The organism is Streptomyces rishiriensis (assembly GCF_003112535.1).
In the GTDB taxonomy this organism is placed as follows: Bacteria; Actinomycetota; Actinomycetes; order Streptomycetales; family Streptomycetaceae; genus Streptomyces; species Streptomyces rishiriensis.
Genome location: NZ_BEWA01000013.1, coordinates 205,241 through 219,304 on the forward strand (window position 1 = coordinate 205,241; position 14,064 = coordinate 219,304).

Here is a 14,064-nt window from a genome sequence, read left to right on the forward strand (position 1 = left end):
ACGGTAGTCGGCCGGGGCCGGTCCGCGTAAGGGCGGACCGGACTGCGGTCGGGCTAGAAGGGCAGACCCGGGATGCCGCTGCCGCCGCCCAGGCCCTGGGTCAGCGGGCCGAGCTTCTGCTGCTGCAGCGTCTGCGCGTTCTCGTTGGCCGCCTGGACGGCCGCGACGATCAGGTCGGCGAGGGTCTCGGTGTCCTCCGGGTCGACGGCCTTCGGGTCGATCCGCAGGCCCCGCAGCTCGCCCGAGCCGGTCACGGTCGCCCGCACCAGGCCGCCGCCCGCCTGCCCGTCGACCTCCGTGTTCGCCAGCTCCTCCTGAGCGCGGGCCAGGTCCTGCTGCATCTTCTGGGCCTGCTGGAGCAGCTGCTGCATGTTGGGCTGGCCACCACCGGAAATCACGATCAGCTCCTGTGTCTACGACTGTCGGGCGTGCCTCCGAGCGGGTTTCACCCCGCTCGGCACGAGCCTACGTGGTCTGTGCGGGTGTCGCCCCAGCACTCTTTCGAGTGAGTTACGCGGGCGGTCTATACCTGATCAAGGCCCACTTCCAGGGTGGAAAGGGATGAAACCTTCCTCTCAGCCACCCATTGGGAGGTAGGAAAGGTCCGGCGCAGCGGCATCGGCGTCGCGGGTGTCACGCAACGTGATCGGTCGGGATCGGTCGGCGTCATCGGGACCGGTCGGGATCCGTCGGTCGGGATCAGTAGGGAGTGCCGGGTGGTTCAGCAGCCGGAGATGCAGCCCGAGGGTCCGCCCCAGGACGGGCGGGGTGAGGGCGCGGCCGGGCTGCGGCCGGGCGACCTGACCGGGCGGGCGCTGCCGCTCGGGGACTGGGGGGAGCCCGCGGAACGGCTGGACGAGCTGTACCGGTGGGTGGAGCGCGGCGCGCTGGAGACCGCCGCCTGGTATCTCGCCGACCGGGTGTGGAAGCGGCGCGGCGCCCGGGTGCTGCGCACCGGGGCGGCGGCCGGGGCGGTGTGCGGGGCCGCGCTGCCGTTGCTGGACCTCACCCGGGTGATGGGCGGGGTGGCTCCCTGGGGCTATCTGGCCCTGCTGCTGGCGGTGGCCTGTGTTGCGGTGGACCGGTTCTTCGGGGTGACGTCCGGCTGGATGCGGGACGTGGCCACCGCGCAGGCCGTGCAGCGCCGGCTGCAGGTGCTGCAGTTCGACTGGGCGTCCGAGAGCGTCCGGGAGGTGCTGGGCCCGGCCGAGGGCACGGCGAGCGAGGCCGCGGAGCGGTGCCTCGGGGTGCTGCGGCGGTTCTCGGAGGACGTCACGGACCTGGTGCGCGCGGAGACGGCCGACTGGATGGTGGAGTTCCGGGCCGGTCCGACGACCATGGGCGTCCAGGCCGCGATCGCCTCCGGCGGCCGGCCGGACGCCGGCGGGGGCCCCGGCCGCTTCCCCTCCCCGCCCGGGGTCAACGCCCGCCCCAACATGCCCCGCCAGCGGCCGCCGGAGCCTCGGTGAGGGGCGAGCCTCGGTGAGGGGCGGGAGCGGGGCGGAGCACAGGACCGGAGGGGCCGCTCAGTCCCTGGTGTAGGTGAGCTTCTCGCCCGTTCCGGTGTTGGTGCGCTGGAGTCTGCCGTCGGCGAGGAGGGTGATCTCGGAGGCGGCGCCGGGGCTGCAGGAGGAGAGCGGACGGCCCGTGGTGACTTCGGAGGGACCGATCCGCAGCGGGCCGTCGGCGCCCGGCGCCCGGGTGAGGGCGGCGCTGAACTCGCAGTGGTACGCCTTCCCGTCGGCGACGAGAGCGAGCACGGCGTCGCCGACCCCGCCCTGGGTGATGGTCAGCCTGCGGGTGTTCGTGCCGCTCTCGTTCTCGATCGTGGTCGTCCAGGCGCCGAGGAAGGCCGCCGGCACCCCGCCGGCCGAGGAGGACGGGGAGGCGGACGGCGTCCCGGAGGCGGACGACGAGGGCGGCTTCGAGGCCGCCGCGGAGGGGGTCGTGGAGGCGGAGGCGCCGGCCGTCGGGCCGCCCCCGGAGTCGCCGTCGCCGTTCATGAACGCGTACACCGAGCCGCCCGCCGCGATGGCGACCACCAGGGCGACCAGGACGAGCAGCAGCGTGGTCCGGGCGCTGCGCCGCGGCGGCTCCTGGGCGCCGGCGGGGTCGGCCGGTCCGTAGGGGGCGTAGGGCGGCGCGGCCGCGCCCGGACCGCCCGCGCCCTCCGCGTAGGGGTTGTACGGAGCCGGGATGCCGGGCGCCGCGGACCAGCCGTCCGACGGTCCGGGCGCATGCCCGTGGCCGGGGGCCGGCTGGGGATGCTGCTGGGCGTGGCCGTACGCCGGGTGCGCGAGGGTGTCCGAGCCGGGCGGGGGCGTCTGCGGCGGGATGCCGTCGGGGCCCGCGACCAGCGTGCGGCGGTGGTCCGGCGCGAGCATGTCGCCGCGCGGCCCGGAATGCTCCTCGGCGGCCGCCGCGAACCCCGTCCGGTGTCCGAACCGGCCGGCCGGGAGACCGGCGGCCGGGCCTTCGGCGTTCCCCGTGCTCTCGGGGTTCTCGGGGTTCTCGGGGTCCTCCACCTCCAGGAGCCGCACGGCGTGCCGGCCGAGCTGGGCCACCAGCGCGCTGGGCAGCCACGGGTCGCGGGAGCGGCCGTCGGAGACGGTGTCGTCGACGCCGGTGAGCTCCAGGACGCGGGCGAGGGAGGGACGGGCGGCCGGGTCCTTGCGCAGACAGGCGCGGACCAGGTCGGCGACGCCCTCGGGGACGCCCGCGAGATCGGGCTCGTCCTCGGCGATGCGGAACATCAGCGCGTGCGCCCCGTCGTCGGGGGCGCCGAAGGGCAGGACGCCGGTCGCGGCGTAGGCGATGACCGAGCCGAGGCAGAAGACGTCGCTGGCCGGGGTGACCCCGTCGCCGCGCACCTGCTCGGGCGCCATGAAGCCGGGCGAGCCGATGACCGCGCCGGTCTGGGTCAGCCCGCTGTCGCCGGTCACGCTCTCCAGCGCCCGCGCGACGCCGAAGTCGATGACCCGGGGCCCTTCGATGGTGACCATCACGTTCGACGGCTTCAGGTCGCGGTGGACGATGCCGGCCGCGTGGATGTTGGTGAGCGCGTGGGCGAGCCCGGCGGCCAGGATGCGCACCGACCGCTCGGGCAGCGGACCGTGGTCGTGGCTCACCACCTGCTGCAGGCTCGGCCCGGCGACGTAGCCGGTGGCCACCCAGGGCACGGCGGCCTCGGTGTCGGCGTCGAGGACGGGGGCCGTCCAGAAGCCGCCGACCCGCTGGGCGTTGCGCACCTCCTGGCGGAAGCGCGCCCGGAACTCCTCGCGCGCGGCCAGTTCGCGCCGGACCAGCTTCACGGCGACCGTGCGCCCCCGGTCCGAGCGGGCGAGGTACACCCGTCCCATCCCGCCCGCCCCCAGCCGCGCGAGCAGCCGGTAGCCGCCGATGCGCTGCGGGTCCCCGGGACCCAGCTTCTCCATCGCAGCGCCGCCTTTCCGCCACATGTGTGATCGGGACATGTGTGTGGAGGCGAGAATAATCCGGTCGTTCGGGGGATAGGGCGGCGCGGTGTCTACGGTTCCGTAACAGGCGGCTCCAGCCCGTCCAGCACCTTGGACAGGCGTTCCAGGACGTGGACGGCCCCGGCCAGCTCCGCCTCGCCGAACTCCCGTGCCAGCCGGTCGGCGAAGGCCTCGTGCCCGGGGGCGATCGCGGCGATCGCGGCCCGCCCCCGCCCGGTGGGCGCGAGCAGCTTGGCCCGCCGGTGGGCCGGGTTGGGCCGGTACTCGGCGAGGCCGCGCTCCACCAGCAGGTCGGCGACGCGCTGCACGCTCTGCCGGGTGATGCCCATGGCGCGCGCGATGCCGGACACGGGCAGCGGTTCGCCCAGCACCGCGCCGAGCACCTGCCACCGGGCGGCGGTGAGTCCGCAGGGCCGCGCCAGTTCCTCGGCGACGGCGAGGAACTGGCCGTTCAGCCGGAACACCCCGAGGGCGCTGCGGCTGAGCAGTTCCTGGCGCGACCGGCTCACCGGCCGGCCGTCGCCTTCTCCAGGACGGCGTAGGCCTGCGGGTCGGAGTCGTGGAACAGGCGGTACCAGGCGTCCAGGGTCTCGCCCTCGTACACGCCCAGCAGCCGGAGGATCTCGCGCGCGAAGGCGACGGGTTCGGTGGGGCCGGCGGTGACCAGAGCGCCGTCCGTCACCGCGTCCGCCTCGACGTACCGTCCGCCGCCGCCGTAGCCCGTGGCGGCCAGGTAGAAGGAGACCGCGCCGGTGTGGTCCCGCTCGTCGAGCAGGCCCTCGCGGGCGAGTCCGGCGGTGGCTCCGCAGATCGCCGCGACGGGCACGCCGGCGTCGAGGAACCGGCGCGCGGCGCGGGCGAAGGGGGCCAGATCGTCGGTGGTGTCCCACAGGTCCGCGCCCGGCAGGATCAGCAGCGCGCTGTCCTGCGGGCGGACGTCGGCCAGGGCCAGGTCGGGCTGGACGCGCAGGCCGCCGATGCTGACGACGGGTTCGCGGGTCGGGCCCACGGTCCGGATCTCGTACCCGGCGCGCGCGAGGTACGCCGTGGCGTGGCCGGTCTCCCAGTCGGCCAGCGAGTCGTAGACGGCGAGATGCACGGGCTTGCGGCCGCCACGGCCGCCGCGCCCGTCGCTCACGGCTTCTCGGGTCAGGGCTCCTCGGGTCACGACTCCTCCTCGGGGCGGTGGGGCGGGGGAATGGTGGAACGGTGAGGCGGGGGAACTGTGAGACTGTGAGGCTTATGACAGCATACTGCTACTTGGACAGCATGCTGTCAATGAACGCCGACGGGCTCGGCGGCCCCGCCCTGCCTCACGCCCGACAACCTGTCGCGGAAACGGCCCGTCCACGGAACAGGACGCCGATACCGCTTCCGCATCGCGGACATTTACGCTCGCCGACATGACCCCTCAGACCGATCCCCGGGCCGGCGCCGCCGTGAAGGCCGCGGACCGCGCGCACGTCTTCCACTCCTGGTCCGCCCAGGAGCTCATCGACCCGCTCGCCGTGGCCGGCGCCGAGGGGTCGTACTTCTGGGACTACGACGGCAAGCGCTACCTCGACCTCACCAGCGGGCTCGTCTACACCAACATCGGCTACCAGCACCCGAAGGTCGTCGCCGCGATCCAGGAGCAGGCCGCACACCTGACCACCTTCGCGCCCGCGTTCGCGATCGAGGCCCGCTCGGAGGCGGCCCGGCTGATCGCCGAGCGCACCCCGGGCGACCTGGACAAGATCTTCTTCACCAACGGCGGCGCGGACGCCGTCGAGCACGCCGTGCGCATGGCCCGGCTGCACACCGGCCGGCCCAAGGTGCTGTCCGCCTACCGCTCGTACCACGGCGGCACCCAGCAGGCCGTGAACCTCACCGGCGACCCGCGCCGCTGGGCGTCCGACACCGGCGCGGCCGGGGTCGTGCACTTCTGGGCGCCGTTCCTGTACCGCTCCCGCTTCTACGCCGAGACGGAGGAGCAGGAGACCGCGCGGGCGCTGGAACACCTGGAGACGACCATCGCCTTCGAGGGTCCGGGGACGATCGCCGCGATCATCCTGGAGACCGTCCCCGGAACGGCGGGGATCATGCTGCCGCCGCCCGGCTACCTGGCCGGTGTGCGCGAGATCTGCGACCGGCACGGGATCGTCTTCGTGCTGGACGAGGTCATGGCCGGGTTCGGCCGCACCGGCGAGTGGTTCGCGGCCGACCTGTACGGCGTGACGCCCGACCTCATGACCTTCGCCAAGGGCGTGAACAGCGGATACGTGCCGCTGGGCGGCGTCGCCATCTCCGGCGCGATCGCGGAGACCTTCGCCAGGCGGCCCTACCCGGGCGGTCTGACGTACTCCGGGCACCCGCTGGCCTGCGCGGCCGCCGTCGCGACGATCAACGTCATGGCGGAGGAGGGCGTCGTCGAGAACGCGAAGCGGCTGGGCGCCTCCCTGGTCGGGCCCGGGCTTGCGGAGCTGGCCGAACGGCACCCGAGCGTCGGCGAGGTCCGCGGCGTCGGCATGTTCTGGGCGGTCGAGCTGGTGAAGAACCGCGAGACGCGCGAGCCGCTGGTGCCGTACAACGCGGCCGGCGAGGCCAACGCGCCCATGGCCGCCTTCGGCGCCGCCGCCAAGAAGGCCGGGGTGTGGCCGTTCGTGAACATGAACCGCACCCACTTCGTGCCGCCGCTCAACGTCTCCGAGTCCGAGGTCAAGGAAGGCCTCGCGGCGCTGGACGCGGCCCTCTCGGCGGCGGACGAGTACACCGAGTAGGGCCGCGGGCCGCAGGCGCCGCAGGCGGATCCGCACGCGAGCGGGCGTCGTCGCGGGCCGGTCCGGGAATCGTCTCGGGCCGGTCCGGACATCGGCGCGGGCCGGTCCCGGAGCCCGTCGCGGGCGGGATCCGCAAGCCGTCGCGGGCGGGATCCGCGAGCCGTCGCGGGACCGGTGTGCACGAAGGGGCTTGATTTCGTCGAACGCGTAAGGTGGCGTGCTCGTACATACCGACGAGCACGCCATTTTTTCCGCCCCCGACGAGGGAGACGCCTCGACCATGCCCGGCAGCACCGGCACCGGCGCCGTGACGCGCAGCACCCTGCGCCAGCAGATCGCCGACGCGCTCCGCGACGAGGTGCTGGGGGGCCGGCTGCAACCGGGACAGGAGTTCACGGTCAAGGAGATCGCCGAACAGTACGGCGTCTCGGCGACGCCCGTGCGCGAGGCCCTCGTCGATCTCTCCGCGCAGGGCCTCCTGGACGCCGACCAGCACCGGGGCTTCCGGGTCCCCGAGTACTCGGTCGAGGACTACCGGGGCATGATCGAGGCCCGCAGCCTGATCATCGAGGGGATGTTCGCCGCCTTCGACGAGGGCCGCCACGGCCACCAGAACTTCGAGGAGCCGCGGGTCGCGGCCGCGATAGCGGGGGTGCGCCGACGCGGCGAGGAGGCCCAGCGAGCCGCGTCCGCCGGCGATCTCACCGTCCTCATCGGCTACGACCTGCGGTTCTGGCGCGAGTTGAGCGCCCTGTTCGGCAACCCCTATCTCGCCGACTTCCTGCACCGGCTGCGGGTGCAGTCCTGGGTGTGCACGGTGCAGCACCTGCGCCGGCTGTCCGACCTGCGCGGCTGCCTGTGGTCCGGCCACACCGAACTGGTCGACGCCCTGTACGCCCGCGACACCGGTGCCGCCCGCGTGATGCTCGCCGCGTACAACGACGAGTCCATCGACCTGATCGAGCGGCTGGCGACGCGGTGAGCCGTGCGGACGCCCCCGGCACCCGCCGCGTGCCGCGCCCCGCGCCCCGCTCCGCGACCCGTCCCGCCCGGCGCCCCGCCGGTCCCGCGGCCGGCGCCGTGGACCTCTCCGTCGTCATCCCCGCCTACAACGAGGAGCGCCGGCTCGGCCCCACCCTGGACGCGGTCGGCCGCCACCTCGACGCGACCGGGAGCCCCTGGGGCAGCTGGGAGATCCTGGTCGCCGACGACGGCTCCACCGACGCCACCCGCGAGCTCGTCACGGTCCGCCGCGACCCCCGCGTGCAGCTCGTCGCCGGCTCCGGCAACCGGGGCAAGGGGCACGCCCTGCGCCTGGGCGTCGCCGCCAGCCGGGGCCGCCGCGTCCTGGTCATGGACGCCGATCTCGCCACGCCCGTCGAGGAGTTGGAGCGCCTGGAGAAGGCGCTCGCCGCCGGACACGCGGCGGCGATCGGATCGCGGGCCGTGCCCGGCGCGACCCTCGGCAACCGGCAGCACCGCACACGCGAACTCCTCGGCGCCGCGGGCAACCTGCTCATCCGCCGGACGACCCTGCGCGGGATACGCGACACCCAGTGCGGTTTCAAGCTGTTCGACGGCGACAAGGCCCGTGCCGCGTTCGCCGCGTCCCGCCTCAACGGCTACGCCATCGACGTGGAGGTGCTGCGGCACTTCCAGCGCGCCGGCTGGCCGGTCGCCGAGGTGCCCGTGCACTGGTCGCACCGGCCCGGCTCGAAGATCCGCCCGGCGGACTACCCGCGGGTGCTGCGCGACCTGGTCCGCCTGCGGGTCCCGGCGCCGCGGCCGGCGGACGTCCTCGCGGCCGTCCTCTTCCTGGCGATGGCCGCGGTCCTCTACTCCGGCCGCGTCCTGGACCCGGCCCACCGCTATCTCACCGACTCCCTCCAGGACCAGAACCAGTGGGAGTGGTTCTTCGCGGTGACCGCCGACAACGTCGCCCATCTGCGCAATCCCCTGTTCACCGACCTCCAGGGCTTCCCCGGCGGCGTGAACCTGATGGCCAACACGACGATGCCGGGCCTGTCGGCGCCGCTCACGCCGGTCACCCTGCTGCTCGGCCCGGCCGTCTCCCTCAGCCTGGTGATGACGCTGGGCCTGGCCGCCACCGCGCTCGCCTGGTACCGGCTGATCGTGCGACGGCTCGTGCGACAGCGGGCGGCCGCCTTCGCCGGGGCCGCCCTGGCCGCGTTCGCGCCGCCGATGGTCAGCCATGCCAACGCCCACCCGAACTTCGTCGTGCTGTTCATGATCCCGATGATCATCGAGCGGGCTCTGCGGCTCACCACCGGCGAGCGGGTCGCGCGCGACGGGGTCGTCCTCGGCCTGATGGCGGCCTACCAGCTCTTCCTCGGCGAGGAACCCCTGCTGCTGACCGCCCTCGGACTGCTCGTGTTCGCCCTCGTCCACGGCGCCGCGCGCCCCGCCGAGGCCCGTGCGGCCGCACGCCCCCTGCTGAACGGCCTGGCGATCGCCGCCGCCGTCTGTCTGCCGCTGGTCGTCTACCCGCTGGCATGGCAGTTCTCCGGCCCGCAGAGCTACAGCGGCATCGACCACGGGAGCGCGACCGGCGTCGGCAACTCGGTGCGCGCCCTCCTGTCGTTCGCCGAACGCTCCCTGGTCGCGGGCGACGCCGGGCGCGCCGACGCCCTCTCCCTCAACCCGACCGAACAGAACGCCTTCTACGGGTGGCCGCTGGTCCTGCTCGCGTTCGCCGTCACGGTGGCGCTGTGGCGGCGGCCGGTCGTCAGGGCGCTGGCCTGCACGGCGGCGGCCGCGGCCGTGCTGTCCCTCGGCCCGCGCATCACCCTCCCCCTCACCGACGTCACCGTGCCCGGCCCCTGGGCCGCGCTGGCCGGCCTCCCCCTCTTCGAGTCGGTGATCGAGAGCCGGGTCGCGCTGGTCTGCGCCCCGGCGCTGGGGATGCTGCTCGCCCTGGCGGTCGACCGGCTGGCGCGCGCCCGCCGCCTGAGCACGCTGTACGCCGGGCTGCTCGCCGTCTGCCTCGCCCTGCTGCCGCTGATCCCGGCCCCGCTGAAGTCCGCGCCGCGCGCCCCGACGCCCGCCTTCTTCGCCGACGGCGCCTGGAAGTCGTACGTCCGCGACGGCGAGACGCTGGTCCCGGTGCCGCTCGCCGAGCCCGAGGCGGCCGAGGCCCTGCACTGGCAGACGGCGGCCGGCCTCGGCTTCCGGATGCCCGGCGGCTACTTCAACGGCCCCTACGGCGACGGCGACCGCACCGGCGTCTACGGCGTCCCGCTGCGCTTCACCGCGAGCCTGCTGCGGGACGTCCGGTACACGGGGGTGGTCCCGGTGATCGACGCCCGCGCCCGGGCCGCGGCCCGCGAGGACTTCGCGTACTGGCGGGCGGGCGCGCTGGTGCTGGCCCCGCAGCCGCACGAGGCCGGGCTGCGTGAGACGGTGGACAAGCTGGTGGGCCGCCCGGGGAGGAGGGTGGCCGGAGTGTGGGTATGGGACCTGCACCAGGGGACGCAGAACGGGAGCTGACGTGAGCCGTACCGACTACCCTTCCCTGACCGGCATTGCCGCATTGTCCGTGCACGACCGTGCAACGCGCTGAGTGAGGAGCTCTCTTTGGCCTGTGACCTGTGGCTGGTGCCGCTCGTCGACGTGTTGTGCCACACCCCCGACAACCCCTTCGCCGACGAACTCGCCCAGTACAACAAGGTGCTGGCCGAGGCGGGTCTCCCGCCGGTGCCGGTGTACCAGTACATGCCGGGTCTGACCGGCGAGGTCGCCCCCGTGGCCGGCTTCGACTACGACGCCCTGCACTTCCTGCGCCGCGCCTACCTGCTCCAGGTGTGCGGGCTGCCGGTGACGCCGGTGGACGAGCTGGGCGGCGACTACGAGCAGCTCCTGGAGATGTTCGAGGCGACGGCCAAGCAGTCGCATCTGGTCTGGCACTACGACCACGCGGGCGCTTACGTCCCCGTCGACTTCCTGCAACCGCTGTCCAACGACGAACTCCTCGCGGGCGGCGGCCCGTTGGGCTCCGCGCAGTCACTGCTGCGGGAACTGGAGTTCGTGGCGCCGTCCCTCGGCATCGATCCGGCCAATCCTCCGGCGGCGCCCCAACCGCCCGCCGGTCCCACGGAGCTGGAGGAGCCCGCCGTCCCGGCGCCGTACGATCCCAGCCCCTTCGCCCGTGAGCGGCACGTCTGGCTGGGGCTGCACGCGGCGGCCACGCGCAGCCTCGCGCAGGGGTCGATGATCGTGTTCAGCTGAGCCGGCGTCCCCGCCCGGCGTCCCGTCCGGCGTCCGATGTGCGTCCCCTGCGCGTCCCGTTCGGCGGGTGTCCGCCTGCGGGGACGGTCAGCGGCCGAGCTGCGAGAGGCCCTTCTGCACGTCCTCCATGTTCATCACGGGGGTGTAGGTGATCTCGGCTCCGACGTGCTGGAACCAGGGCTCGCTGAGCACCGGCATCTGCGAGCTCTCCTGCATGTCGAAGACGAGGTAGGCGGTGCGCCGGCCGTGGTCGGTGGTGAAGTAGGCCGCCTCGGGCTTGATCTGCTCCATCGACTCCTGGATCAGTTTCGTCAGAGTGCCGTTGTGAATGGCCTCGTTGGCCTTGTCCGTGTCCATGGAAGCCTTGAGCAATACGCGCATCGCACTCACCTTCTCCGGACCGACGCACGCGGTCGCGTGATCACAGAATATTCCCATTTGTCACATATGACCTCCGCTGCACCAGGAGGCCGGCTCACGTCAGGGCGTCGATCTCGCGGACGAGACGGGCCCCTTCGCGCGTCATGACCTCGGGGTCGCGCAGGGCGCTGGCGAGCAACGACATGCCTTGGTAGGCGCCGACGAGCGCGAGCGCGTGACCGTCGGGCTCGTCGACGCCCATCTCGCGGTACTGCCGATCCACCCAGTCCAGCAACCGCCGGATGACGAGCCCGGCCGCGAGGTCGAGACCACCCTCGTCGCGCTTGTCGAGCTCCACGGCGAGGGTGCCCGTCGGGCAGCCGTGACGGGCCGCGACTTCCCGCGCCTCGACCCAGCCGGCGACAAGGCTCTTCAGGCGTTCACGCGGGTCGGCGAGTTCGTCGAGCCGGGCGGTGAGCGCGTCGAGATACTCGGCGTGCCGGTCGAGGGCCGCCTCGACCAGCTCGTCCTTGGTCTTGAAGTAGTAGTACACGTTGCCCACCGGGACGTCCGCGGCGCGGGCGATGTCGGCGATGGTCGTCCGCTCCACGCCCCGCTCGTGCAGCACCGAGGCGGCGGCCGCCACGAGCCGCTGCCGCTTGTCGCCCCGCTTCGCGGCGCGCTTCTCGATTGAGTCAGTCACCCGACTGACTATAGACAACCCCCCGGGAGCCCGTGCTAGCTTCACGTCCACCGAATCAGTTAGTTGACTAACTAATAACGAGGGACGGGAACGGGACATGACAGTCAAGAAAGACATGACCGGCGCGATCGTGGTGACCGGAGCGACCGGGAACGTCGGCCGCGCCCTGGTGCGGACGCTCAGCGAGGCCGGATCGCCCGTGACGGCCGTCGCCCGCTCCGTCACCGACGCCGACGTGCCGGCCGGGGTGCGGGCGGCGCCCGCCGATCTGGCCGAACCTGCCGGCCTGCGGACCGCGTTCGCCGGAGCCGAGGCACTGTTCCTGCTGGTGGCGGGCGAGGACCCGCACGGTGTCCTGGCCGAGGCGAAGTCCGCCGGGATCCGCAGAGTCGTCCTGCTGTCCTCACAGGGCGCCGGAACCCGTCCCGAGGCGTACCGGCATCCGCGCCTGTTCGAGGAGGCGGTGAAGGAGTCGGGTCTCGGCTGGACGATCCTGCGGTCGGGCGGAATGGCCACCAACGCGTTGGCCTGGGCCGGGTCGGTCAGCGAGCGGCGGGAGGCGGCGGCGCCCTTCGGCGACGTCGGCCTGCCCTTCGTCGACCCCGACGACGTGGCCGCGGTCGCCGCCGCCGCCCTGCTCGGCGACGGCCACCTGAGCGCCACCTACACCCTGACCGGCCCCGCGCCGACCACCCCGCGCGAGCGGGCCGCGGCCATCGCCGCCGTACTGGGCGAACCGGTGCGCTTCACCGAGCAGACCGAGGAGGAGGCCCACGAGCTGATGTCGCGGTTCATGCCGCTGCCCGCGGTCGAGGGCACCCTCGCGATCCTGGGCCGGCCGACCGAGGAGGAGCGGCGCCCGACCCCCGACGTCGCACGCGTCCTGGGCCGGGCCCCGGGCAGCTTCGCCGACTGGGCCGCGCGCAACGCGCCCGCGTTCCGCTGAAACACCGCCCACGGCCGCACGCGGACCGTTGAGGCGACGCCCGGACAGGCCACGGGCCGGTCAAGGATGTCCTTGACCGGCCCGAGCCGATGTACCGCGCTACCGACTGCCACCGGTGCCGGCTGCCGGGCACCGGCTGTCCCCGGCGCCGACCGCCCCCGGCGCCGACCGACCGCCCCCGGCGTCGACTACAGGAACGAGTTGACCTCGATCGTCTCGTCCCGGCCGGGGCCCACGCCGATCGCGGAGATCGGGGCGCCGGACATCTCCTCCAGCGCCTTCACGTACGCCTGGGCGTTCTTCGGCAGGTCGGAGAACGACTTCGCCTTGGTGATGTCCTCGGACCAGCCGGGCAGAGTCTCGTAGATCGGCTTCGCGTGGTGGAAGTCGCTCTGCGAGTAGGGCAGTTCCTCGACCCGCTTGCCGTCGATCTCGTACGCCACGCAGACCGGGATCTCCTCCCAGCCGGTGAGGACGTCGAGCTTGGTCAGGAAGAAGTCCGTCAGACCGTTGACGCGGGTCGCGTAACGGGCGATGACGGCGTCGAACCAGCCGCAGCGGCGGTCGCGGCCGGTGGTGACGCCCCGCTCGCCGCCGATGCGGCGCAGCGCCTCGCCGTCCGCGTCGAGGAGCTCCGTCGGGAAGGGGCCCGAGCCGACACGGGTCGTGTACGCCTTCAGGATGCCGATGACCCGGCTGATCTTCGTCGGACCCACGCCCGAGCCCGTGCAGGCGCCGCCCGCGGTCGGGTTCGACGAGGTGACGAACGGGTACGTGCCGTGGTCGATGTCGAGGAGCGTGCCCTGTCCGCCCTCGAAGAGGACGACCTTGTCCTGCTCCAGCGCCTGGTTGAGGACCAGGACCGTGTCGGTGACGTACGGAGCGAGCTTCTCCGCGTAGCCGAGCAGTTCCTCGACGACCTGGTCGACGGCGATGGCGCGACGGTTGTACAGCTTGGTCAGCAGCTGGTTCTTGCCGTCGAGGGCCGCCTCGACCTTCTGGGTCAGGATCGACTCGTCGTAGAGGTCCTGGACCCGGATGCCGACCCGGTTGATCTTGTCGGCATATGTCGGACCGATGCCCCGGCCGGTCGTGCCGATCTTGCGCTTTCCGAGGAAGCGTTCCGTCACCTTGTCGACAGTCACGTTGTAGGGCGTGATGATGTGCGCGTTGCCGCTGATCAGCAGCTTCGACGTGTCGACGCCGCGCTCGTTCAGACCGCTCAGCTCGGAGAGCAGGACCGACGGGTCGACGACGACACCGTTACCGATGACCGGCGTGCAGCCGGGAGACAGGATTCCGGAAGGGAGCAGGTGGAGTGCGTACTTCTGGTCGCCGACGACGACCGTGTGGCCGGCGTTGTTGCCGCCCTGGTAGCGCACTACGTAGTCCACCGAGCCACCGAGAAGGTCGGTGGCCTTTCCCTTGCCTTCGTCACCCCACTGAGCACCGAGCAGCACAAGTGCGGGCACGCGCGTACACCCCTTCCGGGTGGGGCATGTCCAAGGCCAGAGGTGTACGCGATGGATCGTTCCACCGCGTGCACCGCACGCACCGCGACCGTGGTCGGCCGCC

At 73.1% G+C, this 14,064-nt stretch carries 13 protein-coding genes; 6 read left to right on the forward strand and 7 right to left on the reverse strand.

The window, feature by feature from the left end; genetic code table 11:
• Window positions 1–53: 53 nt before the first annotated feature.
• Entirely contained in the window at window positions 54–398 is a 345-nt protein-coding gene (locus tag Sri02f_RS23965) for a YbaB/EbfC family nucleoid-associated protein (protein WP_109003362.1), read from the reverse strand.
• A gap of 336 nt (window positions 399–734) precedes the next feature.
• Between Sri02f_RS23965 and Sri02f_RS23970 the strand changes: the two genes are divergently transcribed.
• Window positions 735–1,469 carry an SLATT domain-containing protein gene (locus Sri02f_RS23970; protein WP_109003475.1) on the forward strand — a complete coding sequence of 245 codons (735 nt, stop codon included), beginning with the start codon at window positions 735–737 and terminating at the stop codon, window positions 1,467–1,469.
• 57 nt (window positions 1,470–1,526) lie between these two features.
• On the opposite strand, the gene Sri02f_RS23975 is transcribed toward Sri02f_RS23970, so the two are convergent.
• From Sri02f_RS23975 to Sri02f_RS23985, 3 genes are all read right to left on the reverse strand, one after another.
• Complete coding sequence (locus Sri02f_RS23975) at window positions 1,527–3,434, reverse strand: serine/threonine-protein kinase (protein WP_109003363.1); 1,908 nt, start codon at window positions 3,432–3,434, stop codon at window positions 1,527–1,529.
• A gap of 92 nt (window positions 3,435–3,526) precedes the next feature.
• Window positions 3,527–3,985: a MarR family winged helix-turn-helix transcriptional regulator gene (locus Sri02f_RS23980; protein WP_109003364.1), complete on the reverse strand. Its 459-nt coding sequence runs from the start codon at window positions 3,983–3,985 to the stop codon at window positions 3,527–3,529.
• Complete coding sequence (locus tag Sri02f_RS23985) at window positions 3,982–4,614, reverse strand: type 1 glutamine amidotransferase family protein (protein WP_109003365.1); 633 nt, start codon at window positions 4,612–4,614, stop codon at window positions 3,982–3,984. The genes Sri02f_RS23980 and Sri02f_RS23985 overlap by 4 nt, the downstream gene beginning before the upstream one ends.
• A gap of 265 nt (window positions 4,615–4,879) precedes the next feature.
• On the opposite strand from Sri02f_RS23985, the gene Sri02f_RS23990 reads away from it, so the two are divergent.
• The 4 genes from Sri02f_RS23990 to Sri02f_RS24005 all read left to right on the forward strand — a co-directional run bounded on the left by Sri02f_RS23990 (window position 4,880) and on the right by Sri02f_RS24005 (window position 10,480).
• The gene (locus Sri02f_RS23990) at window positions 4,880–6,235 is read left to right on the forward strand and encodes an aspartate aminotransferase family protein (protein ID WP_109003366.1); all 1,356 of its coding nucleotides are present in this window, start codon (window positions 4,880–4,882) and stop codon (window positions 6,233–6,235) included.
• A 280-nt stretch (window positions 6,236–6,515) separates the two neighbouring features.
• A complete protein-coding gene (locus Sri02f_RS23995; RefSeq protein ID WP_109003367.1) occupies window positions 6,516–7,217 on the forward strand; it encodes a GntR family transcriptional regulator in 702 nt (233 codons plus the stop codon).
• The gene (locus tag Sri02f_RS24000) at window positions 7,214–9,742 is read left to right on the forward strand and encodes a glycosyltransferase (RefSeq protein WP_373865120.1); all 2,529 of its coding nucleotides are present in this window, start codon (window positions 7,214–7,216) and stop codon (window positions 9,740–9,742) included. The genes Sri02f_RS23995 and Sri02f_RS24000 overlap by 4 nt, the downstream gene beginning before the upstream one ends.
• Window positions 9,743–9,829: 87 nt before the next feature.
• Entirely contained in the window at window positions 9,830–10,480 is a 651-nt protein-coding gene (locus Sri02f_RS24005) for a putative DNA-mimic protein (protein WP_069768357.1), read from the forward strand.
• Between the two features lie 87 nt (window positions 10,481–10,567).
• Here Sri02f_RS24005 and Sri02f_RS24010 read toward each other — a convergent pair whose 3' ends face one another.
• Both Sri02f_RS24010 and Sri02f_RS24015 read right to left on the reverse strand, forming a co-directional pair.
• Window positions 10,568–10,861 carry a DUF3303 family protein gene (locus Sri02f_RS24010; protein ID WP_109003368.1) on the reverse strand — a complete coding sequence of 98 codons (294 nt, stop codon included), beginning with the start codon at window positions 10,859–10,861 and terminating at the stop codon, window positions 10,568–10,570.
• Window positions 10,862–10,955: 94 nt separating this feature from the next.
• Window positions 10,956–11,543: a TetR/AcrR family transcriptional regulator gene (locus Sri02f_RS24015; RefSeq protein WP_109003369.1), complete on the reverse strand. Its 588-nt coding sequence runs from the start codon at window positions 11,541–11,543 to the stop codon at window positions 10,956–10,958.
• A 97-nt stretch (window positions 11,544–11,640) separates the two neighbouring features.
• Here Sri02f_RS24015 and Sri02f_RS24020 point away from each other — a divergent pair, with 97 nt between their 5' ends.
• The gene (locus tag Sri02f_RS24020; protein ID WP_245970755.1) at window positions 11,641–12,489 is read left to right on the forward strand and encodes an SDR family oxidoreductase; all 849 of its coding nucleotides are present in this window, start codon (window positions 11,641–11,643) and stop codon (window positions 12,487–12,489) included.
• Window positions 12,490–12,677: 188 nt separating this feature from the next.
• On the opposite strand, the gene Sri02f_RS24025 is transcribed toward Sri02f_RS24020, so the two are convergent.
• Window positions 12,678–13,961 carry an adenylosuccinate synthase gene (locus tag Sri02f_RS24025; protein ID WP_109003370.1) on the reverse strand — a complete coding sequence of 428 codons (1,284 nt, stop codon included), beginning with the start codon at window positions 13,959–13,961 and terminating at the stop codon, window positions 12,678–12,680.
• Window positions 13,962–14,064: the final 103 nt, after the last annotated feature.

Excerpts from the sequence above, each read along its gene's own strand:
- Sri02f_RS24020 (WP_245970755.1), top strand. The coding sequence starts at position 11,641 with ATGACAGTCAAGAAAGACATGACCGGCGCGATCGTGGTGACCGGAGCG.
- Sri02f_RS23975 (WP_109003363.1), bottom strand. The coding sequence starts at position 3,434 with ATGGAGAAGCTGGGTCCCGGGGACCCGCAGCGCATCGGCGGCTACCGG.
- Sri02f_RS24010 (WP_109003368.1), bottom strand. The coding sequence starts at position 10,861 with ATGCGCGTATTGCTCAAGGCTTCCATGGACACGGACAAGGCCAACGAG.
- Sri02f_RS23995 (WP_109003367.1), top strand. The coding sequence starts at position 6,516 with ATGCCCGGCAGCACCGGCACCGGCGCCGTGACGCGCAGCACCCTGCGC.
- Sri02f_RS23990 (WP_109003366.1), top strand. The coding sequence starts at position 4,880 with ATGACCCCTCAGACCGATCCCCGGGCCGGCGCCGCCGTGAAGGCCGCG.
- Sri02f_RS23970 (WP_109003475.1), top strand. The coding sequence starts at position 735 with ATGCAGCCCGAGGGTCCGCCCCAGGACGGGCGGGGTGAGGGCGCGGCC.